The organism is Streptomyces sp. NPDC058773, from assembly GCF_042746015.1.
Lineage (GTDB): Bacteria > Actinomycetota > Actinomycetes > Streptomycetales > Streptomycetaceae > Streptomyces.
The window spans coordinates 32,312-55,617 of record NZ_JBHYPE010000044.1; the positions used below are offsets into that span (position 1 = coordinate 32,312).

The window sequence follows — 23,306 nt, forward strand, 5'->3', positions numbered from 1 at the left end:
GCGAAGGGACGAACCGGTCCATGAAGATCAGCCGCATCGAGACCTTCCTCGCCCCGCCGCGCTGGATGTTCGTCCGGGTGGAGACCGATGACGGCGTCGTCGGCTGGGGTGAGCCGGTGGTCGAGGGGCGGGCGGAGCCGGTCCGGGCGGCCGTGGAGGTGCTGTCGGAGTACCTCCTCGGGCGGGATCCGGCGCGCATCGAGGACCACTGGCAGGTCATGACCAAGGGCGGTTTCTACCGCGGCGGGCCCGTCCTGTCGTCCGCCGTCGCCGGCCTGGACCAGGCGCTCTGGGACATCAAGGGGAAGCGGCACGCTCTCCCCGTCCACCAGCTGCTCGGCGGGCCGGTCCGCGAGAAGGTCCGCGCGTACGCGTGGGTGGGCGGCGACGAGCCGCAGGCCATCCGGGACGCGGTCACCGCGCAGACCGAGGCGGGCTTCACCGCCGTCAAGATGAACGGCTGCGGCAGGATGCCCCCGGTGGCGACCCGCGCGGAAGTACGGGAGTGTCTGCTGCGCGCCGAGACCGCACGCGAAGTCCTCGGCGACGAACGCGACTTCGGCCTCGACTTCCACGGCCGGGTCTCGCCCGCCAACGCCCGCAGACTGCTCCCCCTGCTGGCCGACTACGCACCGATGTTCGTCGAGGAGCCCGTCCTCTGCGACTACCTGCATGCCCTCCCCGACCTCGTGAACGCCTCTTCCATCCCCCTGGCACTCGGTGAACGTCTCTTCACCCGGCGAGAGTTCCTGGCTCCGCTGCAAGCCGGGGTGGCGATCCTCCAGCCCGACATCTCGCACGCGGGCGGCATCTCCGAGCTACGCCGGATCGCCGCGCTCGCGGAAACGTACGGCGCGCAGCTCGCCCCGCACTGCCCCCTCGGACCGGTAGCCCTGGCCGCCAGCCTCCAAGTCGCCTTCACCACCCCGAACTTCCTCATCCAGGAGCAGTCCCTCGGGATCCACTACCACCAGGGCGCCGAGCTGCTGGACTATGTCGCGGATCCGGAGCCGTTCCGCTTCCACGGCGGCTCGCTGCTGCGGACCGAGCGCCCCGGGCTCGGCGTGGAGGTCGACGAGGCCGCCGTACGGGCTGCGGACCGGCGGGGGCACGCCTGGCGGAATCCGGTGTGGCGCCACGAGGACGGAGCCTTCGCCGAGTGGTGAACGGCCGGGCGCGAGCCGCCGATCGCCACGGCCCGGTCCGGGGGACGACGCGCACGTCACGCCCGAGCCGCCGCGCCCTCCTGGCCGCATCCGGCTCGTTGTCCACAGCCCGCACGGCCGCCCGCCCGGACCGGAATAATCAGAGGTGTCACCCGTGCGCCCGAACGGCCCGGCCGCGCAGTACGCATGCGGCGGGAAGCAGGAGAAAGCAGGAACGCCATGGACTTCAGCACAGCGCTTCGGACCGAGCGGCTGATCGCCATCATCCGGGGCAGAGATGCGGAGGCGTCCTTCCGTACGGTCATGGCGCTCGCGGAGGCAGACGTTCCGCTGATCGAGGTCTCGCTCAGCGGAAGCGACGCCCTGACCGTCATCCGACGGGCGCGTGCCGAGCTCGGCGATGCGGCCTGGCTCGGCGCCGGCACGGTCCTGACCGCGGCTGACGCCCGGCGCGCCGCCGAGGCCGGGGCCAATCTCATCGTCACGCCCGGCCTGGGGGCCGGTCTGGAGGAGTCCGTACGACAGGGGCTCGCGACGCTCGCCGGGGTGCTCACACCGTCCGAGGTGATCGCGGCCGACGCGCTGGGCGTCTCGGCCCTGAAGCTGTTCCCGGCGTCCGTGGGCGGGCCCGAGTATCTGCGGACGCTTCGCGCTCCGTTCCCCGAGCCGGCGTTCGTGCCGGTCGGCGGGGTGGACGCGGCGGCCGCACCGGCGTATTTCGCCGCCGGAGCAGTGGCGGTGGGCGTCGGCTCACCGCTCATCGGGGACGCGGCGGACGGCGGCGACCTGGACGAGCTGCGCAAGCGTGCGGCGGAGTTCAAGGCGGCGTGCGCACAGTGACAGGGCAGTCGAGGGCCACGGGCGGCGCGGACCAGCGGGGTGCCGCCGCCCCGCGCTCCCGAGCGGCACCCGCCCGCCCGCTGCTTCCCGGACGGCCCGGTCGCCCGGACGTCTTCACGCTCGGCGAGACGATGGTCGCCCTGCGGGGCAGCGGCCCGCTGAAGCTCGGCGGCACGATGAACGTTTCCGTCGCCGGGGCGGAGAGCAATGTCGCGATCGGCCTGGCCCGGCTCGGACACGAGGTCCGCTGGGCGGGCGCGGTCGGCGAGGACGAGGCCGGACAGCTGGTGCTGCGTACGCTGCGCGCCGAAGGTGTCGACGTATCCGGCGCCACGACCGATCCCGGCGCCCCGACCGGGCTGCTCCTCTTCGAGCCACGGCTCCCCGAGGTGACCCGGGTCCACTACTACCGCGCGGGATCGGCCGGCTCCCGGCTCACCGCCGAGGCGATCCGGCGCGCCTTCGCTGCCGCACCGCCCCGCGTCCTGCACCTCACGGGCATCACGCCCTCCCTGAGCCCCACGGCCCGCGCGGCGTCCCGGCACGCCCTCCAACTGGCCCGCCAACACGGCACGTTGGTATGCCTCGATGTCAACTTCCGCGCCCGCCTGTGGACCGCCCGAGAGGCCGCCGACGTGCTCCGCGAGTGGATACCCTCCGTGGACGTCCTGATCGCCTCCGACGACGAACTACCGCTGTGTCTGCCGGGAGGCGGGGGCGAGACGGGTGCCGGGGCCGGTGCGGGCCCAGGGGCCGAGGCGACCGACACGGCCGACGACACCGCGCCCCTCCCGCCCCAGAAGGGCGCAGGCGACCCTGCGGCCACCGTGGCGACGCAGGCCGGGCTCCTGCTGAACCAGGGCGTCGGCGAGGTCGTGGTCAAACTCGGTGCGGCGGGGGCGACGTCCTTCACCGACAGCGGCTCCCTGCACCGGCCCGCCAGGGCGGTGCGAGCCGTGGATGCCGTGGGCGCCGGCGACGCCTTCGTAGCGGGCTATCTGTCGGCGCTGCTGGACGGTGCGGGGCCGGCCGGACGCCTGGAGCGCGCCGTCACCACCGGAGCGTTCGCGGTCGCGTCGCCCGGCGACTGGGAGGGCGCACCGACCCGCGCGGAGCTGGGCATGCTGGGCGCGCCGCCCGGCACCGTCGTGCGCTGAGCGGCGCCGCGGCTAACCTGTGCCCATGCCCCGTTACGAATACCGGTGCCGCCCCTGTGGCTCCACCTTCGAGCTGAACCGGCCGATGGCCGAGTCCTCCGCCCCGGCCGTCTGCCCCGAGGGCCACGAGGACACCGTGAAGCTGCTCTCCACGGTCGCCGTCGGCGGCTCCGCGGCCGCCCCCGCCCGCGCCCCGAGCGGTGGGGGCGGCGGTTGCTGCGGAGGCGGCTGCTGCGGCTAGGACGCCAGGGGCGTTTTCACGGGGGCCGTGCCACGTCGTGGCGGCCCCGGCCCCCGGCGCCGTCGCCGCTACCGCTTGCGCGCCAGCGTCAACCCGTCCGCCACGGTGAGCATGACCGCCTCCATCCGGGCGTCCGCCAGAACGTGGTCGTTGAACGCCCGGATGGCCAGGGCCGACCCGGTCGCCGCCGGGTCGGCGACCTCCCCCTGATACAGCACGTTGTCCGCGACGATCAGGCCGCCCGGCCGCAGCCGGGGCACCAGCTCCTCCCAGTAGGCGATGTAGCCGCCCTTGTCCGCGTCGAGATAGGCGAGGTCGATGTGCGGCTCGTCCGGCATCGCCCGCAGGGTCTCCAGCGCGGGCGCGATCCGCAGGTCGATGCGGTCCGCGACGCCGGCCTTGGCCCAGGACTCCCGGCCGTAGGCGGTCCACTCCTCGGATACGTCGCAGGCGATCAGCGTGCCGTCCTCGGGCAACGCCTGGGCCATCGACAGCGTCGAGAAGCCCGTGAACGTCCCTACCTCGACGACGCGCCGCGCCCCGGTCAGCCGGACCAGGAACGCCAGCAGCGGCCCCTGCTCCTCGGCCGACTGCATGCCCGCCGCTTCAGGGAACTGTTGGTGTGTGAGCTCCACGATGTCCCGCTGCGCGGCGTTCAGCGGCGGATTGTGGGCGAGAACGTAGGTGTACAGCTCCGCTGTGATCGGCGTGCTCTTGGACTCAGCCACTCGCTCTCCTCATGAAGAAGGATCGTCGTCCCGACGGATCGCCGGTCGGTGCGGCCGACCGACTCGGTGACAGTAGTCGAGCCCCTCACCAACCGTCCGCGGTTTTGTCCCTTCCCCGACGCGCCGTCTTCCTCCCCCGAAGCGCCGTCACTCCGACGTCGCCCATGACGGCCCGACGGCCATGGGCGGACGTCGTCGTCGTGTCAGCCGGCGTGGCCCGGAGCTACGCCGCCGCGGAGGAAGGCCCGCACGATCTCCTCGCCCGCGGCCACACCCCGCTCGTCGAGCGCCGTGACATGAGGGGCCTGCCAGCCGGAGTCGGCCAGCTCGCCGTGTCCGGGCCGCCATCCGCGGTCCGCGGCCAGCAGCAGATCGGCGTCGAGGAGGGAGTCGCCGGCCGCGAGGATCTCGGACGCCCCGGTGCGGCGCGCCACCTCCGCCACGGCTGCGCTCTTGGTCAGCGGCTGCGGCACGGCATAGATCTTGCGGCCCTGGAGGGACACCGTCCAGCCGCGTTCGTCGGCCCAGCCGGTGAGGTCCTTCACCCAGGTGTCCGGCAACAGCGGCCGCTCCACGACGAGATAGGCGAAGAGGTCCTCCGCGACCCGCTCCTTGAGCAGCCAGGCCGGGTCGGCGGTGCGGACGAGATGCGTGCGGATCTCGTCCAGGGGCGCGCACTGTGCGGCGAGCCGCCGGGCGACGCTGCGCTGCCAGTCCGGGTCCGACTCGCCCCGTACGAGCAGATGGCCGCCGTTGGCGCAGATCGCGAACTCCGGGGGCGGGCCGGGGAGATGAATGCGGGCGTACTGCTCACGGGTGCGGGTGGTGGTCGGCACGAAGGTGGTCGTGCCGGCCAGTTCGGCGAGCAGCCCGGCAGCGGTCTCCGTCATATAGGACAGCGGCTTGCGCTCGTAGGTCTCCACGCACAGGAGCCGGGGCGCCTCGGCGTCGGGCATGGCCAGGCCCAGTGCCGCGGCCGAATAGATCAGGGTGCGGTCGAGGTCGCTGGCGACCAGAACAGGGGCAGCGCGCAGCGCTTCCAGGGAAGGGTGGCGGTGGGCGAGGGGCCGGCGGCTCATCGGGTGGCCACCGCCTTGCCGTCGGCACCCGTGGCCCCGCGGGTGAAGCGGGGGTGGATCAACCCGACGCAGGTGTAGGGAAGTTCGTCGACCTCTTCGACCGGCACGCCCCGTTGTTCCGCCAGGAGGCGCACATGATCGAGATCCGTTCCGGCTCCCCGCCGGGCCAGGATCTTCCAGGGGACCCGGCGCAGCAGGACGCGGGTGGTCTCGCCGACACCGGGCTTCACGAGGTTCACGTCATGGATGCCGTACTCCTCGCTGATCCGCTCGACGGCCGCCCAGCCTTCCCAGGTGGGGGCCCGGTCGGCGGCGGCCAGCACCTTCACGTCGGCGGCGACGTCCGGGGCGACGTCGTCGAAGCGCGCGCCGATTGTGTCCAGGAAGGCGCGCGACACATCGGTTCCGGCCAGATGGCGGTAGAACTTCGCGCCGTGGAAGTCATCCGGCCCCACGAGGTCATCGCGCAGGACGGTGCGCGATATGAGACCGGAGACGGTGGAGTTGAGGCAGGCCGACGGGATGAGGAAGTCGTCGCGGGTGCCGTACGTCTCGACACAGCCGCCGGGGTCGGCGAGCACGGCGATCCGCGGGTCGAAGCCCGGGAAGTCCGCCAGGGCCTGGGCGAGTTCACGGGTGATGGCCCCCTTGCCGGTCCAGCCGTCCACGAAGACGACATCCGCCGGATCGTGATGCGCGGCCAGCCACCGGAGCGCCGTGGTGTCGATGCCCCGGCCGCGGACGATCGAGACCGCGTAGTGCGGCAGGTCCAGGCCGTGCGCGTGCCGCGCCCAGCGGCGCATCAGCACCCCGACGGGGGTCCCGGCCCGCGCCAGCGAGACCAGCACGGGACGTGGACCGCGCTCGGCGAGCACGGTCTCGGTGACCGTCCCGACGGCCCGCGCGATCCGGCTCGCGGAAGCCTCCAGCGCGCTGTGGAACAGCGCCTGGTACTCCTCGCTCGGCTGGTATTCGACGGGCAGCGACTCCGCGTAGTGGGCGCCGCCACGCTGAATCGCCTCCTCGCGCTCCTCGGTCGGCGCCTCCAGGGTCACCTCGGAGAGATCCTGCAGCAGCCAGCCGACCTCGTCGGCCGTGTAGGAGGAGAAGGCGGGGCCGCGCAGCGGCTCGGGGAGGGGCATGGGTCCGGCCTGTGGTCGCGGGGCGTACGAGGGGATGACGGCGAGCAGCAGCCGGTCGGTGTGCGCGGCGAGCCGGTGCAGCAGACCGTCGGCGGCGTGCAGTTCGGGGCGGTCGCCGTGCGAGTCGACGACGGCCACGATGGCGTCGAAGCGGCGGTCGGGGTCGGTGCCGGCGGCGACGTTGTAGGCGTACCGCTCGCCCGGCCCGTCGGCGGGAGCGTCGTGGGCGGGGAAGGACAGCCGGGTCCGGATCGCGTAGCCGGGGTCGTCGACGGCGAGCACCGGCGACCGGGTGGTGGTGGAGAAGAAGACGCCGTCCCCGTGAGCCTCCGGCGCGACAAGCGCGTCCAGAGCCTCGGCCATCCGCAGCGGCGCGTACATCAGTTCCTCGTTGCCGAGGACGAGGACGCGGCGGGCGCCGTCCAGCCGCTGGGCAATACGGCCGGCCATCTCCGGCAGCCCGGCCTCCAGGCGTTCCCGGTGCGCCGGTGTGAAGCCGTGCCTGCCACCGTCCGGCAGTCCCACGGGCCAGCCGAGGTCGATCCGTACGAGGTCCGCGCCGGGGCCGCCGGGCGCGGCCGGGGCAGCTGCCGCGTGCCGCCCGTCATCCGCAGCCGCCCTCCCCGAGGCAGCCCCCGGCTCCTCGTGTGCGGCGACGAGTTCCTGGCCGCGGGTCAGCACGTCCTCGGGCAGGTCTACGCCGCCCGCGGCCAGCGCGACGAGGTCGACGCGGGCGCCCAGTTCCGCCGCGAACTTCTCCAGACGGCCGCGGTCCGCGTCGGAACGCATGTCGACCAGGGCGACGACCACGTACCGTTCGCGCGGGAAGCGCGCATGCAGCGCCCTGATGGTGTTCAGGACGGTCCGGCCGGTGGAGAACTCGTCGTCGACCAGCACCAACGGCCCGTCCCCGGCCAGGAGGTCCCGGTCCTCGGGGAGCAGCAGATGCGAGGTGGCGTGGCTGTGCTCCTCCTCGAAGCCGCCGGCCTGCGCCGCACCGGCCACCGGGCGCCGGGTGGAGTGCAGATAGGGCGCGAGGGCGAGGCCGTCGGCGACCGAGTGCCCGAGGCCGGTGGCGGTCTCGGCGTAGCCCAGCACGACGGAGCGGGCGGCGTCCTCGTCGCCCAGCAGCTCCCGCACCCGGCGTCCCAGCCCGACGCCGGCGCCATGGACCACGCCCGGTCGCTGCGGCACATGCTTGCCGAGCACGTTCGACACGAGCAGATGGGCCCGCTTGGGGTTGCGCCGCAGCGCGAGCCCGAGCAGTTCCGGCAGCTCGTCCCCGCCGCTCAGCGAGACCCCGAGCCGGCCGGCGACCCATTCCCCTGTCCAGACCACGCGTTCCGTCTCCTCCGTCGTGTCGTTCATCTCGGTCACCGCAGATCAGCCCTGCGGCACGCTCGCCGTCAGCAGTTCCACGAATCCGATGCCCTCCCGGGCGACCCCGAAGGCCTCGGCGCGCAGCAGGGTCCGCTCGGCCCAGGCCCGGTGGGGTTTCACCTCGTTCATCTTGTTCGTGTACGAGGAGCGCAGCACCCCGCCGTCGCCGCGTTCGGGCCGCAGGATGTCGACCGCGTCGCTGAACTCCTCATGGCTGACGACCGAGAGGGCGTGCACCGGCGCGACATGCGAGGGGTGGATGCAGGTCTTGCCCTGCAGGCCGTTGGCACGGTCGAGTTCGATCTCGCGCAGCAGGCCGTCCATGTCGTGCTCGATCAGCGCCGTCCGCAGGTCCTCTGCGCGTCCGAGGAACGGGCTGCGCCGCAGCTGCGGCTTGAACATCCGCTCGTGCAGCCGGAAGTACTCCCACACCGGCCCGGTGACCGTGAAGCCCGTGCCGTCGACCCGTCCGAGCACATTCACCACGTCGGCGATCACGGAGGCGACGATCTGGACGTCGTACGCCGTCATGTCGGGCGGTCTGCGCAGGCCGTAGGCGGAGCAGAAGTCCGTGACGCCGAGCCGCAGCGCCAGCACCCGGTCCCGGTATTTGTCGACGGTCCGGGCGATGCCCTGGAGGGTCTCGGCGCGGCTCTCCAGATGCAGCAGCTGGGGGGACTCCAGCACAGGCATCGCGAAGAGCCGGCGGGAGCAGACGGACTCGGCCACGGCCAGCGCCTCAAGGAACGGGATTCCGCGCTCCTCGGTGAATTTCGGAAGTACGAATCCGGACAGTCTGTGGACGGCGGCGCCCATCCGGCCCACCAGGTCCGCTATTTGCTCGGGGGTGCGGACGCGGACGAACAGCAGCGGAAGGCAGGCGCCGGCGGCGGCCGCCTCGTCGAGGAGACCGAGCTGCCGTACGAGATTCTCCTCGCCGGCGGCGACCTCCGCGTCGCTTATCGAGTCCTCGAGGCACAGCACCATGGACATCACGCCGCGCCCGGCCTGTTTGAGGACGTCGGCGGCGAGGTGCGGGCGGGTGGCGGGGCTGTAGAGGGTGGCACCCAGCGCGACCGCGAGCGTGCGGGCCGGGGAATCGGCGGTGAAGTCCACCGGCTCCTGATGGAACAACGTGTTCCGGATGCCAGGCGCAAGATGCCCAAAATGCCGCATAAATCTCCCCGTCTGCCTGCGGGACCCGGGCACCCCCGCTGCGTCTCGCTGTCTGGATCCAGCCGGTAATCGTACGTGCGCGGGGGTGTGGAAAGTTCCCGCGTACATGAAAATCACGTAACCCCCACGAGTCACCCGGGCGTCCGCGAGGGAGCCCGCTGCACCCCACCAAGGCCCCCGCGTTGTCCCTGCGACCTCAGGGAAGGCAGGATGACGGCATGACGCACGCGATGCTGAAAGGGTCGAACGTACCCCTCGATGCCACGGCTGTTCGGGCCGTACTGCGCTGGACGCCCGGCGCGGATGTTCCGGATGTCGACGCCTCGGCCCTGCTGGTGGGACCCGAGGGACGCGTGCGCTCCGACGAGGACTTCGTCTTCTACAACCAGCCACGCCACCCCAGCGGCCTGGTGCGGCATCTGCCCAAGGCCCAGCTCGCCGACAAGCTGGCCGACACCATCGAGGCGGATCTGACGGCGCTGGACCCGTCGGTGGACCGGGTGGTGCTGGCCGCGTCGTCGGACGGCGGCGCGTTCGCGGGCGTCACGGATCTGCAGGTCCGGCTGTACGACGCGGCGGCGAGCGACGGCGAACCGCTCGCGGTCTTCGATGTGGTGCCCGAGACGGGTGACGAGACGGCCCTGATCTGCGGGGAGTTGTACCGCCGCGCCGATTCCTGGAAGTTCCGTGCGCTGGGGCAGGGGTACGAGACCGGACTGGTCGGTCTGGCGACCGAGTTCGGGATCTCGGTGGACGAGAACGAGGCGGACGCCGGCCCCTCCGGTCCTCCGGCCGCAAAGGCGCCCACGTCGGCCCCGTCCGGCTCGGATGCCACGACGGCCCACGTGCCGTCCCCGGAGGGCGCACCGGGCGCCGCCGCCTCCGGCAGCCCGTCCGCCGGCGGTCCGGCGAACGGCCCCGCCGACTCCCCCGTGACCCCGCCGCCCAGCACCTGGCCGGAAGAGGCCTCGGGCCCGCCCTCCGCGGCGGACGCGCAGACCCCTCCGGCGTCGGACCCCGATGCCGCCACCCAGCATGTGGCGGATGCGCTGCCCGAGCAGGGCCCGGCCGCACCGCAGTCCCCCGTCGCCACGCCCCCCGCGGCACCCCCGCCCACGAGCGGCGGCTACGGCTACCCCCAGCAGGTTCCGCCCCTGCCGGCGCAGCCCCCGGCCCAGCCCGCCTACGGCTACCCGGGGCCGCCGCCCCAGTACCAGCCCCCGCAGCAGCCACCGTCCCCGTACGGCGCTCCACAGCCCCAGCCGCACCCCGCCTCGACGTACGGCTACCCGATGCAGCAGCCCTTCGTGCCGGACCCGTCCTTCGTCCTGCCGCCTCAGGGGCCGCAGTTCCAGCGCCGTTAGCGGATGACCCGGCGGGGCCCCGGACGGCCACCGCACAACCGGCGGCGCACACCCCGTACCACTCCGGGTGCTGCGCCGCACGGGGCGGCTCACACCTTGGACTTGTAGCCCCGCCCCCACTGGAGCCCCCAGCCGTACAGCCGGTCGAGCTCCGCCTGGAAGCCGTAGACGTACTTCACCTCGCGGCGCACCGTCAGCTCGCCCTTCACGTTCTCCAGCATGAAGACCGCGCAGGAGCGAGCCTGCGGCGCCCGCTCGTCCAGCTTGACCTCGACCCGCGGCCCACTGCTCGGGTAGAGCGTCACGACCGCGTGTGTGCGGTCGAAGGCCGGTGTGCCGTCGTAGATGTAGACGAAGATCAGCATGCGCTTGATCTCGTCGCGCTGGTCCAGGTTGATGTACAGCGTCTCACCGGACCCGGATCCGAAGCGGTCGTCCCCGCTGAGCTGGACGAAGGGCGCCCCGTTGAGATCCCCCAGGAAGCTGCCCAGCGGCTGCACCACGCCCTTGGTGCCGTCCTTGAGCTCGTACAGACAGGCCAGGTCCAGGTCGACGTTGACCACGGCCGGCCCCTGCGCCTGGACGACCTCGGGCTTGAACAGCTTGCCCGGATGCCGCAGCAGCCCGCCCCGGCCCGGGCCGCCCCGCTCATGAAGGTCCGAAGTCCGCATCTGCCAGTGCAGATTGACCCGCAGATGTCCGGTGGCGGCCCCCTGCTTGGTCAGCGAGACGGCCGGATTCCGCTTCGTCAGCTCGACGACATACGACGCACCACCGCTGTCGAAGTCATACTTCTGCGCGCCACCGCGCCACAGGTTCCCCAGGAACGACACCTTGCCCACCCCATTGCTCGGCCCCGACTACTACGGGGCGGCCCGAGGTCCGCACCTCAGGCCGCCCCGCAATGAGCGTTCCTCAATCAGCGCCGCGTCACACTCCGGACGCGACCTCCGCCTTGTCTCCGGAGCTGTCCCCCGACCGGCCCTCGCGCCGGTTCCGGAGCACGGAAGAGCCGAACGAGAGGGCGATCAGCACGATGCCCACCAGGCCGGTGATGACCTCGCTGACCTCGTACTTGATCGTGATGAGCAGGATGACGGCCAGCGCGCCGATCGCGTAGTGGGCGCCGTGCTCCAGGTAGACGTAGTCCTCCAGGGTCCCCTTGCGGACCAGGAAGACGGTCAGCGACCGGATGTACATCGCGCCGATGCCCAGGCCCAGCGCCATCATGAAGATGTCGTTGGTGATCGCGAACGCACCGATGACGCCGTCGAAGGAGAAGGACGCGTCGATGACCTCGAGGTAGAGGAACATGAAGAACGCGGCCTTGCCGGCCAGGCCGACGGCCGAGCCGTTGCCGTTCGTGGCGGGAGCCGCCGCGGCCCCGTCGCCCGCCTCCTCGTCGTCCTCGTCCTCCTCCAGCTTTTCCTCGAAGTAGCCGGAGATACCGCCGACGACGAGGTACGTGATCAGGCCCGCGACGCCGGACAGCAGCACCGTGGCGCTCTTGTCACCGCCGCCGTGCGCGACGTCGGTGGCCACCGTCATCGCGGCCACCAGCAGGGCGACCAGCGCGATGATGATGGACAGGGTGTCCAGCTTGCCCATCTTGGCCATGGGCTTTTCGATCCAGGACAGCCACTTGTAATCGCGCTCCTCGAATATGAAGTCGAGGAAGATCATCAGCAGGAAGATTCCGCCGAAGGCCGCGATGGCCGGATGGGCGCTGGTGACCAGTTCCTGGTATTGCGCCTTGTCATGGATGGCGAGGTTGACCGCCTCGATCGGCCCCAGCTTCGCGGTGATCGCGACAATGACGACCGGGAACACCAGTCGCATGCCGAACACGGCGATCAGGATGCCGAGCGTAAGGAAGATCTTCTGCCAGAAGGCGTTCATCTTGCGCAGGATGCCTGCGTTGATGACGGCGTTGTCGAACGAGACGGAGATCTCCAGGACGGACAGGATCCCGACAATCGCCAGCCCCTGCCACCCCCAGAGCACGCCCGCCAAGGCGAGGCCGAGCGCCGTGACGGCGAACGACCAGCCAAAGGTTTTCAGGAGCACTGCCTACCCATTCCCTCGGTGTGTGGGTCCCCCGCGCGCAGCGCGCGGCGCTTTACGAAACGTTGACCCCGAAGTCTAGAGCGATGCCCCGGAGACCCGACGCGTACCCCTGCCCCACTGCCCGGAACTTCCATTCGCCCTGGTAGCGATAGACCTCGCCGAAGATCATCGCGGTTTCGCCGGAGGCGTCCTCACTGAGGTCGTAGCGGGCGAGTTCACTGCCGTCGGCCTGATTGACGATGCGGATAAAGGCATTGCTGACCTGGCCGAAGCTCTGGCCGCGCAGATCCGCCTCATGAATGGAGACCGGAAAGACGATCTTGTCGACCTGTTCGGGCACCTGGGAAAGATCCACCAGGATCGACTCGTCGTCGCCCTCACCTTCGCCGGTGAGGTTGTCCCCGGTGTGCTCGACGGAGCCCTCGGGGCTCTTGAGGTTGTTGTAGAAGACGAAGTACTCGTCCCCCAGCACCCGGCCGGCCTGGCACAGCAGCGCGCTGGCGTCCAGGTCGAACGGCGCTCCGGTCGTGGACCGCGCGTCCCAGCCGAGGCCGACCATGATCTGCGTGAGATCCGGCGCGGCCTTGGACAGGGAGACATTGCCCCCCTTGGCAAGCGTGACGCTCATCGTTCGCATCCTCCCCGGTGTCGGTGCGGGCCCGCCCGGCGCGCGGCCCGTCACCCTCGTTCACGCGCGTCCGGCGCCGCACTCCCCGGGCGGGGACGTACGGCGCCGGACGCGGTCGTTCTTGGCCCGGGCAGCCGCCGCTACGGCACTGCCCTGGCGGCGTCGTCGATCGGACCCGGGTCCGGCCCGGTCAGACGTTGACGCCGAAGTCCTGCGCGATGCCGCGCAGGCCCGAGGCGTAGCCCTGGCCGATGGCCCGGAACTTCCACTCCGCGCCGTTGCGGTACAGCTCGCCGAAGACCATGGCGGTCTCGGTCGAGGCGTCCTCGCTCAGGTCGTAACGCGCCAGCTCGTTGTTGTCGGCCTGGTTGACCACGCGGATGAAGGCGTTGCGGACCTGGCCGAAGCTCTGCTGGCGGGTCTCGGCGTCGTAGATCGACACCGGAAAGACGATCTTGGCGACATCGGCCGGGACGGCGGCCAGATTCACCTTGATCTGCTCGTCGTCGCCCTCGCCCTCACCAGTGATGTTGTCACCGGTGTGCTCGACCGAACCGTCCGGGCTCTTCAGGTTGTTGAAGAACACGAAGTTCTGGTCGTTGCCCACCTTGCCCTGGTCGTTCGTCAGCAGGGCGCTGGCGTCCAGGTCGAAGTCCGTACCGGTGGTGGTACGCGCATCCCAGCCCAGACCGACGACGACGGCGGTCAGATTGGGGGCTTCCTTCGTCAGCGAGACGTTGCCGCCCTTGCTGAGGCTGACTCCCACGAGTCCTCCCATAGATTCGAGGGGTACCTGCGCCCCCATCGTGCATGGCATCGGATCAACGAATTGATCCTAGTGACCGGTTCCCACCGATTGCAGCTCTCGCACCTGGATCATGCGGATGTCGGCCCGGTGGGCGCAGCGGTACCCGGGAGAGTGCGCCGGCTCAGAGGGTGCCGAGCGCCTTGACGTAGTCGTTCAGGTCGCGGGCGTCGGGCAGGCCGTTGACGACCGTCCAGCGCACCACGCCCTCCTTGTCGATGATGAAGGTGCCGCGCACCGCGCAGCCCTTCTCCTCGTCGAAGACGCCGTACGCCCGCGAGGCCTCGCCGTGCGGCCAGAAGTCGGACAGCAGCGGGTACTCCAGGCCCTCCTGCTCGGCGAAGATGCGCAGCGAGAACGGGGAGTCGTTGGAGACGGCCAGCAGCTGCACGTCGTCGTTGACGAACTTCGGCAGCTCGTCACGGAGCGCGCAGAGCTCGCCGGTGCACACACCGGTGAAAGCGAAGGGGTAGAAGAGGAGGACGACGGCCTTCTCGCCGCGGAAGTCGGAGAGCTTGACCAGTTCGCCGTGCTGGTTCTTCAGCTCGAAATCCGGAGCCTTCGTGCCGACCTCGATCGCCATGGGGTGCTTCCCTTCCGCTCACTCACAACAGGACGCGACCAACCCTACGCGCCGGTGCACACGTCCGGGGAACCTGTCCTGAACAGGGCCGAGCCCCCTCCGGAACAGGCGGAAGGGGCTCGGCGGCGAACGTCGAGTCGGGGTGGCTCAGCGCTTGCCGGACTTGGGCGTGACCAGGCGGCTGCCGGTCCAGTCCTTGGCCGCGTTGATGCTCTTGGTCTGGGACAGACCCGCGGTCTGCGCGGCCTCATTGATGTCGCTCGGCTCGACGTAGCCGTCACGGCCGGTCTTCGGGGTCAGCAGCCAGATCTGCCCGCCCTCGTCGATCAGGCCGATGGCGTCCACCAGCGCGTCCGTGAGGTCGCCGTCCTCGTCGCGGAACCACAGCACCACGACGTCACACACGTCGTCGTAGTCCTCGTCGACGAGATCCTGGCCGATCACGGTCTCAATGCCTTCGCGGAGATCCTGATCGACGTCATCGTCGTAACCGATCTCCTGGACCACCTGTCCGGGCTCGAACCCCAGCCTGGCGGCAGGGTTGGTCCGCTCCTCCGCGTGGTCCGCGGTCGCGCTCACGGATTGCCTCCTGTCATGTTTCGGAAATGCTCGGGGACCCCGCGCGTGCGCGGAGCATTGGGCGTAGTCCACACGGGCCGGGCGGATCGCGCAAGTACCCGGCGGTCCAGACCGCCGAAACGGTGACGTTTGGCGGCGTCTCGCCGCAACCGCGACCCCTGCGGGAGAGGCTGAAGTGATTCACGACACAGCTTTCTGCAGGGTTTATCGGGTACTCGCGCCTGACTGGTCCCTTCGGGGGGCAGCCGCCGCTCGCGGACCTGATTTCGGGGTCCGCACGTCCGTACGCGAAGCACTTTCGACATGGGCGTATGGTTGCGATTTGGCCGACCCGAGAAATCGGCCTTTTCAGCGCCATCTCTCTACTGACGGGTTACCCATCAGTAGAGGTGACGTATCCCTGTGGCTCGGTACACGATGGAAGACGGCGCGACACCAAGGCAGAGACAGCATTCGTCCGTGCGCAGCATCAATCCCTTGCGGGGCACGACACGAACCGAACACGAAGGAACAGCGTGGCTTCCGGATCCGATCGAAACCCGATCATCATTGGCGGCCTTCCCAGCCAGGTCCCGGACTTCGATCCCGAAGAGACCCAGGAATGGCTCGACTCGCTCGACGCGGCCGTCGACGAGCGAGGCCGGGAACGTGCCCGCTACCTCATGCTCCGCCTGATCGAGCGCGCCCGCGAGAAGCGTGTGGCCGTGCCCGAGATGCGCAGCACGGACTACGTCAACACCATCGCGACCAAGGACGAGCCGTTCTTCCCGGGCAACGAGGAGATCGAGCGCAAGGTCCTCAACGCGACCCGGTGGAACGCCGCCGTGATGGTCTCGCGCGCCCAGCGTCCGGGCATCGGCGTCGGTGGCCACATCGCCACCTTCGCCTCCTCCGCCTCCCTCTACGACGTGGGCTTCAACCACTTCTTCCGGGGCAAGGACGGGGGTGACGGCGGCGACCAGATCTTCTTCCAGGGCCATGCCTCGCCCGGTGTCTACGCCCGCGCGTACCTCCTGGACCGGCTGAACGAGAACCAGCTCGACGCCTTCCGCCAGGAGAAGTCGAAGGCTCCCGACGGGCTGTCCAGCTACCCGCACCCGCGGCTGATGCCGGACTTCTGGGAGTTCCCGACCGTCTCGATGGGTCTCGGTCCGCTCGGCGCGATCTACCAGGCGCGGATGAACCGCTACATGGAGGCGCGCGGTATCGCCGACACCTCCAAGTCGCACGTCTGGGCCTACCTCGGCGACGGCGAGATGGACGAGCCCGAGTCGCTCGGCCAGCTGTCCATCGCCGCCCGTGAGGGCCTCGACAACCTGACCTTCGTCGTCAACTGCAACCTGCAGCGCCTCGACGGCCCGGTCCGCGGCAACGGCAAGATCATGCAGGAGCTGGAGTCGCAGTTCCGCGGCGCCGGCTGGAACGTGATCAAGCTGGTGTGGGACCGCAGCTGGGACCCGCTGCTCGCGCAGGACCGCGACGGCATCCTGGTCAACAAGCTCAACACCACCCCCGACGGCCAGTTCCAGACGTACGCCACCGAGACCGGTGCGTACATCCGCGAGCACTTCTTCGGTGACGACCACCGCCTGCGCGCGATGGTCGAGAACATGACCGACGACCAGATCCTGCACCTGGGCCGCGGCGGTCACGACCACAAGAAGATCTACGCGGCGTACGCGGCGGCCAAGGCCCACAAGGGCCAGCCGACGGTGATCCTCGCGCAGACCGTCAAGGGCTGGACGCTCGGCCCGAACTTCGAGGGCCGCAACGCGACCCACCAGATGAAGAAGCTGACGGTCGAGGACCTCAAGGGCTTCCGTGACCGGCTGCACCTGCCGATCCCGGACAAGGACCTGGAGGACGGCCTGCCGCCGTACTACCACCCGGGCCGGAACTCCGAAGAGATCCAGTACATGCACGACCGCCGCAAGGGCCTGGGCGGCTATGTGCCCACCCGTGTCGTGCGCGCCGAGCCGCTGAAGCTGCCGGACGACAAGGCCTACGCGGGCGCCAAGAAGGGCTCGGGGCAGCAGAAGATCGCCACGACCATGGCGTTCGTCCGCATCCTGAAGGACCTCATGCGGGACAAGGAGATCGGCAAGCGCTTCGTGCCGATCGCGCCCGACGAGTACCGCACCTTCGGCATGGACGCGTTCTTCCCGTCGGCCAAGATCTACAACCCGCTGGGCCAGCAGTACGAGTCGGTCGACCGCGAACTGCTCCTGGCGTACAAGGAGTCGCCGACCGGCCAGATGCTGCACGACGGCATCACCGAGGCGGGCTGCACGGCGTCGCTGATCGCGGCGGGTTCCGCCTATGCGACGCACGGCGAGCCGCTGATCCCGGTCTATGTCTTCTACTCGATGTTCGGGTTCCAGCGGACCGGTGACCAGTTCTGGCAGATGGCCGACCAGCTCGCCCGCGGCTTCGTGCTCGGCGCCACCGCCGGCCGTACGACGCTGACCGGTGAGGGTCTCCAGCACGCGGACGGCCACTCGCAGCTGCTGGCCTCGACCAACCCGGCCTGTGTCGCCTACGACCCGGCCTACGGCTACGAGATCGCGCACATCGTCAAGGACGGTCTGCGCCGGATGTACGGCGAGAACGCCGAGGACATCTTCTACTACCTCACCGTCTACAACGAGCCGATCCTGCACCCCGCGGAGCCGGCCGACGCCGACGTCGAGGGCATCCTCAAGGGTCTGCACCGCGTCAAGCCGGGCGAGAAGGGCGAGCACAGCGCCCAGATCCTCGCCTCGGGTGTGGCCGTGCCGTGGGCGGTCGAGGCTCAGCAGATCCTGGCGGACGAGTGGAACGTCAAGGCCGATGTCTGGTCGGCGACGTCCTGGAACGAGCTGCGCCGCGAGGCGGTGGACGCCGAGGAGCACAACCTGCTGCACCCGGAGGAGGAGCAGCGCGTCCCGTACGTGACGCAGAAGCTCCAGGGTGCCGAGGGCCCGAAGGTCGCGGTCTCGGACTGGATGCGGTCCGTCCCGGACCAGATCGCCCGCTGGGTTCCCGGCACGTACCAGTCGCTGGGTGCCGACGGCTTCGGCTTCGCGGACACCCGTGGCGCGGCCCGTCGCTTCTTCCACATCGACGCGCAGTCCATCGTCCTGAGCGTGCTCACCGAGCTCGCCAAGGAGGGCAAGGTCGACCGGTCGCTGCTGAAGCAGGCGATCGACCGCTACCAGCTCCTGGACGTGGCGGCCGCCGAGGCGGGTGAGGCGGGCGGCGACGCCTGACCTCACCGCGGCCTGCCGCCGCAGCGCTCTCCCCGTGCCCCCCGATCCGCGTCCTGCGCGGACCGGGGGGCGCGGTGCTGTCGGGCGGGGTGTACGGGCGCGCGACGGCGGGCCCGTGGGCGGCCGGTTCAGCGCTCCCACACCTTGAACGCCCGGACCCGGTACGGCGAGCGGGGCACCCAGCTGCCGCCGCCCGGATAGGTGTCGAATTCGGCGGTCTCGGCGCACTCCGCGCTCTGGTAGGTGGTGACCGGCCGGCCCGTGCGGTTGGCGAGAGCGGCGGCGCGGCTTCCCTTGGGCAGCGGGACACAGCTCTCGATGTCGGTACCGGACAGTTCGTAGGTCCGCCGGGCGCCGCCGTAGTCGGCCTTCGTCCAGAGGCAGAGCTGGCCCGCGTCGCAGTCGCCGGACGAGGCGGAGCGGTGGCCGGCGACCGCGTGTGCGGCCGGGGTGCCGAGGGCGGGCGGGATGGCGAACGCCGCGGTCAGTGCGGCCAGGAGGCCGGCGAGGAGCGCGGTGGTCCGGGATGTACGCAGGGTGGTACGCAGGCGCATGGGAATCTCCCCCGTGGAGTACGACGCTGAGGCACCGCGGCGGGCCGGCTGCCCGCGGCGGGTTCTCTTCGAGCATCGCGACGGCGCTGTGCGGCTGCCAAGCCCGTGACGGCACTGCCACCCGGATCAGGTATGTGGACGAACGGCCGCGCCGGAGCGGAACGCCCGGTGCGCGAGGTTGACGCTGCCCGGGACGGCGCGGGCGGGCTGCGGAAACCGTTCCTCCCGTGATCCGCCGGGTGCGGCGCCCGGTGGCGGTACGCCGTGGCCGTAGGGGGCGCGGCGGGGTTCCCGGTCCGGCTCATCCGGATGAGGGATTCGCCCCGGCGCCCGGGGCCAACTGCCGCCTGGGCCAAGGCAGATGGGGCCCGGCGGCGGGCCGGGGCGGCTGGTTGACGCGCGGTGTGGTGGAGCGGCGGGTGGAGGGCCGGGGAACCTGGGCGGCGGGGAAAGGGGGCGGCGGGCGAGCCGGGCGGCGGGCACGCTCGTCGACTGGCCGGCCGGCTGGGCGCCGCCGTGCCGCCCCCACCTCCCACCGCACAGACAACGGCGCGCGGCACGAACGAGAGAACCTCGTCCGTACCGCGCGCCGGGCGCCGGTGGTGGGGCCGACCGGCCGTAGGTCGCTCCGCGCACCGGTACCGCTGGGGCCGGCCAGTCGTAAGCCGCTCCGCAGGCCGGGCGCCGTCGCTCAGATGTGTCCCACGCCCGCGCCCGCCTCGGCGTTCGTGCCGCGCTTGGTGAAGATGGCGACGATCGCCGCGACGATCGCCACACCGCAAGCGACCGTGAAGGCCTGGCCCATGCCGGACACGAAGGTCTCATGGGCGACGGAGGTGATCTTTTGGGCGAACTCCGGCGGGGTGCCCTTCGGGACCGGGGCGATACCGGCCGAGACGGCGTCGGAGAGCTCGGCGGCCTTCGCGGGCGGGACCGGCGGGAGGCCGGCCGACCGCCACTTGTCCGGGAGGTCGTTGTCGACGCGGGAGGCCATCACCGCGCCGAGCACGGCCGTACCCAGGCTGCCGCCGACCTGCATCGCGGCCTGCTGGAGACCGCCGGCGACACCGGAGAGCTCCAGCGGGGCGTTGCCGACGATGACCTCGGTGGCGCCGACCATGACGGGCGCGAGGCCCAGGCCGAGCAGTGCGAACCAGAGGGACATCGGGCCGGTGCCGGTGCCGGTGTCGAGGCCGGACATGCCGTACATGGCGACGGCGGTGAGGACCATGCCGCCGACCAGCGGGATGCGCGGGCCGAACTTGGTGATCAGGGCGCCGGCGAGCGGCGAGCCGACGATCATCATGCCGGTGAGCGGCAGCAGGTGCAGACCGCTGTCGACGGGCGTCATGCCGTGCACGTTCTGGAGGTAGAACGTCACGAAGAACAGGCCACCCATGAAGGCGAAGGCCATCAGCACCATCAGAACGGTGCCGGCGGTCAGCGGCAGCGAGCGGAACATCCGCAGCGGGATGAGCGGTTCGCGGACCTTGCTCTCCAGAAGGGCGAACAGGACGAAGAGGACCACGGAGGCGATCAGGAAGCCCCAGGTCTTCATGCTGTCCCAGTGCCACTCCCCCGCCTTGATCAGCGGCCAGATGAGGCAGAACATCGCGCCGGAGAGCAGCACGATGCCCGGGATGTCGAACGAACGGGGCGCGTTCTCCGCGCGGTGGTCCTTGAGGATCACCAGGCCGAGGACGAGGGCCAGCACACCGACCGGGACGTTGATGAAGAACACGGACTGCCAGTTGACGTGCTCGACCAGCAGTCCGCCGACTATCGGGCCGCCGGCGGTGGAGGCGCCGATGACCATGCCCCAGATGCCGATCGCCATGTTGAGCTTCTCGGCCGGGAAGGTGGCGCGCAGCAGCCCCAGCGCCGCGGGCATCAGCAGCGCGCCGAACAGGCCCTGGAGCACCCGGAAGGTGATGACCAGCGCGACCTCGCCGGAGAAGCCGATGGCGGCGGAGGCGGCGGCGAAGCCCAGGATGCCGATCAGGAAGGTCTGGCGGTGGCCGAAGCGGTCACCGAGCTTGCCGGCCGTGATCAGCGAGATGGCCAGGGCGAGCATGTAGCCGTTGGTGATCCACTGCACGTCGGCGAGAGAGGCGCCGAGGTCCTGCTTGATGGCCGGGTTGGCGATGGCGACGATCGTGCCGTCCAGGGCGACCATCATGACGCCGATGGCGACGGAGAAGAGGGTCAGCCAGGGATGACCGCGCAGCCCCTTGGGGGGATCCGGTACGGGAAGTTCCGGCGCGGCTTCGGCGACCGGGGTCTGAGAACTCATACCCCGAGGCTAATGTCAGCCACTGACAATTGACAAAGCATTTCATGAGTCGGTAACTGTCATCTCGCTCACAGGTAACCTGAGCAGCGAGAACTCCACGGAAGGGCGGCTCAGGATGGCGACCCCGACGCCGCAGACGGCACCCGCGGGCCTGCGGGAACGCAAGAAGCAGCGCACCCGCGACGCGCTGATCCGCGCGGCACTCGAACTGTTCACGGAGCACGGGTACGAGACGACGACGATCGACGAGATCGCGGAGGCGGTGAACGTCTCCCAGCGGACGTACTTCCGCTATTTCGCCAACAAGGAGGACGTCACCTTCGCCGTCCAGGAGATGGTCGAGGCCCGCCTCCTCGACGAACTGGCCGCGCGCCCCACGTCGGAGGCGCCGCTGACCGCCCTGCGCACCGCCGTGATCGTGGCCTGGGACGACATCGGCAGCGCCATCGAGTCGGTGATCCCGGTGGAGCTGTACATGCGCTCGTTCCGGATGATCGAGTCGACGCCCGCCCTGGTGGCGGCGCATCTGCGGCGCTCGTCCGAACTGGAGGAGCGGATAGCGCAGCTGATCGCCCGGCGTGAAGGGCTGGACGTGGACACCGACCCCCGGCCGCGGGTGCTGGTCGCCGCGTTCGGCGGGGTGATGCGGGTGGCGGGCCAGGTGTGGGGCGAGGGCCAGGACTGCACCGTGGCGTCGATCCGCGAGCTGACCAGGTCCTACATGAACCACATCGGGCCGGCCATGGAGGACGACTGGGGGACGCGCTGAGCGCCGCGCGCCCGAGGGGAGCGCACCGAGCGCCACGGCGCCCGGCCACGGGGGATGGACCGGGCGTTCCGGTTCCGGTCCGGCGAAGCCCCCGGGCCGGACACACCGCCCCGCACCACCCTCACAAAATCCAACACTCTCCGTGACGACGACACACCGCTAAGCGATCATGACGGGCCCCGCCTGAGGTTCGCCCTGCACGGCTGAGCACGGGAAACCGCTGACCCGTGTCCGTTTTGTTCGAAATACCCACCGCAAAACGTGATATCACTCACGGTCACAGCGGACGCCCCGTCACGTCTCCTAGGGTGGCTCGCGGTGAATTCGTTCTCGGGCCTCGGCCCCTCCTCCGGTTTCCTGCAGTCCACGGCCTGGCGTGCCGCTCTCGCTCTGGCGGTGGTCTTCGTCATGCTCGCCATAACCGGGTGGACGGCCGTCAGAGGTACCAAGGAGGACGCCAACCCGCTGGCCACCGCCAGAACCGCCTGGCAGCACGCCACCTTCCTCGGGCGTCCGCTGCCCGACCCCCAGGGTCCGCCGGCCGCCGTCCGCTCCTTCTTCGCCGGCCTCGACCGGGCCGAGAAACAGCAGCTCACGGCCCGCTATCCGCTGGTCGTCGGCAATATGGGCGGCGCCCCCGTGAAGCTGCGCTACCGCGCCAACCGGATGGCGATCGACGACGCCCGCCGGATCGAGAAACGCCGGATGAACGACCGGCGGCTCACGCCCGTCGGCCGCCAGGAGGCGGGCCGGCTGATGCACCGCCTCGAATCGATGATGGCGCCCGGCCGGCAGATCCTGGCGTTCGATCCGGCCGGCGGCGGCCGGGCCGCCGAGGTCTTCGGCAATCTCCCGGCGGCCCACCGGGTGTCCGTCGTGGTGCCCGGTGTGGACACCAATCTGACGACCTTCGAGCGCACCGCGCGGGCGACCAGCGCTCCGGTCGGGATGGCGCGCGCCCTCTACGGCGCCGAGCGTCAGGCCCGGCCGGGCGCCCGTACGGCCGTGATCGCCTGGGCCGACTACACCTCGCCGGCCGGGGTCGGCGTCGAGGCCGCCACCGGGCAGCTCGCCGCGGCCGGTGCGGTCCGGCTGCGCGCCCTGGTGGACGCGCTGCCCTCCTCCGACGCCGTCTCGCTGTTCTGCCACAGCTACGGCTCCGTGGTGTGCGGCGTCGCGGCCCGTGACCTCCCGTCCAACGTCGAGGACATCGCGGTGGCCGGCAGCCCCGGTATGCGGGCCAAGAGCCGCTCCGCGCTGGGCACTCAGGCCCGGGTCTGGGCGATGCGGGACTCCGACGACTGGATCCAGGACATCCCGAACCTGGAGGTCGGCGGGCTCGGGCACGGCGCCGACCCGGTCGACCCGTCCTTCGGCTCCCGCATCCTGTCGGGCGGCGGCGCCGGCGGCCACGCCGGCGACATCGCGCCGGGCCCCCCCAGCCAGCGCACCATAGCGCGCGGCGGGGTGGGCGCGCCCACCCCCGACGCCAGCGCGTGCGACCCCC

20 protein-coding genes are annotated in these 23,306 nt (G+C 70.9%); 8 read left to right on the forward strand and 12 right to left on the reverse strand.

Going from position 1 to position 23,306, the window contains the following annotated elements:
• The first annotated feature begins 20 nt into the window (after positions 1-20).
• The 4 genes from dgoD (at position 21) to ACFW5B_RS28725 (ending at position 3,404) form a co-directional block, all read left to right on the forward strand.
• Positions 21-1,166: a galactonate dehydratase gene (gene dgoD / locus ACFW5B_RS28710; RefSeq protein ID WP_386445636.1), complete on the forward strand. Its 1,146-nt coding sequence runs from the start codon at positions 21-23 to the stop codon at positions 1,164-1,166.
• 219 nt (positions 1,167-1,385) lie between these two features.
• Positions 1,386-2,006, forward strand: coding sequence for a bifunctional 4-hydroxy-2-oxoglutarate aldolase/2-dehydro-3-deoxy-phosphogluconate aldolase (locus ACFW5B_RS28715; protein ID WP_386445639.1), 621 nt, complete (start codon positions 1,386-1,388; stop codon positions 2,004-2,006).
• Positions 2,007-2,086: 80 nt separating this feature from the next.
• Positions 2,087-3,163, forward strand: a complete 1,077-nt coding sequence (locus tag ACFW5B_RS28720) for a sugar kinase (protein WP_386445698.1) — start codon at positions 2,087-2,089, stop codon at positions 3,161-3,163.
• Between the two features lie 25 nt (positions 3,164-3,188).
• Positions 3,189-3,404, forward strand: a complete 216-nt coding sequence (locus ACFW5B_RS28725) for a zinc ribbon domain-containing protein (protein ID WP_362829442.1) — start codon at positions 3,189-3,191, stop codon at positions 3,402-3,404.
• A gap of 68 nt (positions 3,405-3,472) precedes the next feature.
• Here the strand turns inward: ACFW5B_RS28725 and ACFW5B_RS28730 are convergent, their stop codons facing one another.
• The 4 genes from ACFW5B_RS28730 to ACFW5B_RS28745 all read right to left on the reverse strand — a co-directional run bounded on the left by ACFW5B_RS28730 (position 3,473) and on the right by ACFW5B_RS28745 (position 8,909).
• Positions 3,473-4,132, reverse strand: a complete 660-nt coding sequence (locus ACFW5B_RS28730) for an O-methyltransferase (protein WP_386445643.1) — start codon at positions 4,130-4,132, stop codon at positions 3,473-3,475.
• 203 nt (positions 4,133-4,335) lie between these two features.
• Positions 4,336-5,211, reverse strand: coding sequence for an HAD family hydrolase (locus ACFW5B_RS28735; protein WP_386445646.1), 876 nt, complete (start codon positions 5,209-5,211; stop codon positions 4,336-4,338).
• Positions 5,208-7,721, reverse strand: coding sequence for a phosphoribosyltransferase (locus ACFW5B_RS28740; RefSeq protein WP_386445649.1), 2,514 nt, complete (start codon positions 7,719-7,721; stop codon positions 5,208-5,210). The genes ACFW5B_RS28735 and ACFW5B_RS28740 overlap by 4 nt, the downstream gene beginning before the upstream one ends.
• Positions 7,722-7,736: 15 nt before the next feature.
• Entirely contained in the window at positions 7,737-8,909 is a 1,173-nt protein-coding gene (locus tag ACFW5B_RS28745; protein WP_386445652.1) for an HpcH/HpaI aldolase/citrate lyase family protein, read from the reverse strand.
• A 218-nt stretch (positions 8,910-9,127) separates the two neighbouring features.
• On the opposite strand from ACFW5B_RS28745, the gene ACFW5B_RS28750 reads away from it, so the two are divergent.
• Positions 9,128-10,273, forward strand: coding sequence for a TerD family protein (locus ACFW5B_RS28750; protein ID WP_386445655.1), 1,146 nt, complete (start codon positions 9,128-9,130; stop codon positions 10,271-10,273).
• Between the two features lie 89 nt (positions 10,274-10,362).
• Here the strand turns inward: ACFW5B_RS28750 and ACFW5B_RS28755 are convergent, their stop codons facing one another.
• The 6 genes from ACFW5B_RS28755 to ACFW5B_RS28780 all read right to left on the reverse strand — a co-directional run bounded on the left by ACFW5B_RS28755 (position 10,363) and on the right by ACFW5B_RS28780 (position 14,935).
• A complete protein-coding gene (locus ACFW5B_RS28755; protein ID WP_386445658.1) occupies positions 10,363-11,106 on the reverse strand; it encodes a Tellurium resistance in 744 nt (247 codons plus the stop codon).
• Between the two features lie 97 nt (positions 11,107-11,203).
• A complete protein-coding gene (locus ACFW5B_RS28760; RefSeq protein WP_386445661.1) occupies positions 11,204-12,340 on the reverse strand; it encodes a DUF475 domain-containing protein in 1,137 nt (378 codons plus the stop codon).
• A gap of 52 nt (positions 12,341-12,392) precedes the next feature.
• A complete protein-coding gene (locus ACFW5B_RS28765; protein ID WP_386445664.1) occupies positions 12,393-12,968 on the reverse strand; it encodes a TerD family protein in 576 nt (191 codons plus the stop codon).
• A gap of 190 nt (positions 12,969-13,158) precedes the next feature.
• Positions 13,159-13,734, reverse strand: coding sequence for a TerD family protein (locus ACFW5B_RS28770; RefSeq protein WP_386445667.1), 576 nt, complete (start codon positions 13,732-13,734; stop codon positions 13,159-13,161).
• Between the two features lie 163 nt (positions 13,735-13,897).
• Complete coding sequence (locus ACFW5B_RS28775) at positions 13,898-14,356, reverse strand: peroxiredoxin (RefSeq protein ID WP_386445670.1); 459 nt, start codon at positions 14,354-14,356, stop codon at positions 13,898-13,900.
• 147 nt (positions 14,357-14,503) lie between these two features.
• On the reverse strand, positions 14,504-14,935 hold the full coding sequence (locus ACFW5B_RS28780) for a DUF3052 domain-containing protein (protein ID WP_386445673.1): 432 nt from the start codon (positions 14,933-14,935) through the stop codon (positions 14,504-14,506).
• 515 nt (positions 14,936-15,450) lie between these two features.
• Here ACFW5B_RS28780 and aceE point away from each other — a divergent pair.
• Entirely contained in the window at positions 15,451-18,183 is a 2,733-nt protein-coding gene (gene aceE / locus ACFW5B_RS28785; RefSeq protein WP_386445676.1) for a pyruvate dehydrogenase (acetyl-transferring), homodimeric type, read from the forward strand.
• Between the two features lie 128 nt (positions 18,184-18,311).
• On the opposite strand, the gene ACFW5B_RS28790 is transcribed toward aceE, so the two are convergent.
• Positions 18,312-18,737 carry a peptidase inhibitor family I36 protein gene (locus ACFW5B_RS28790; RefSeq protein WP_386445678.1) on the reverse strand — a complete coding sequence of 142 codons (426 nt, stop codon included), beginning with the start codon at positions 18,735-18,737 and terminating at the stop codon, positions 18,312-18,314.
• A 691-nt stretch (positions 18,738-19,428) separates the two neighbouring features.
• The gene (locus tag ACFW5B_RS28795; protein ID WP_386445681.1) at positions 19,429-21,030 is read right to left on the reverse strand and encodes an MFS transporter; all 1,602 of its coding nucleotides are present in this window, start codon (positions 21,028-21,030) and stop codon (positions 19,429-19,431) included.
• Between the two features lie 115 nt (positions 21,031-21,145).
• Here ACFW5B_RS28795 and ACFW5B_RS28800 point away from each other — a divergent pair, with 115 nt between their 5' ends.
• Together ACFW5B_RS28800 and ACFW5B_RS28805 are read left to right on the forward strand one after the other, a co-directional pair.
• A complete protein-coding gene (locus ACFW5B_RS28800) occupies positions 21,146-21,799 on the forward strand; it encodes a TetR/AcrR family transcriptional regulator (RefSeq protein ID WP_386445684.1) in 654 nt (217 codons plus the stop codon).
• A 318-nt stretch (positions 21,800-22,117) separates the two neighbouring features.
• Positions 22,118-23,306 (forward strand): alpha/beta hydrolase (locus ACFW5B_RS28805; protein WP_386445686.1); only part of this gene is annotated, 1,189 nt, incomplete at its 3' end.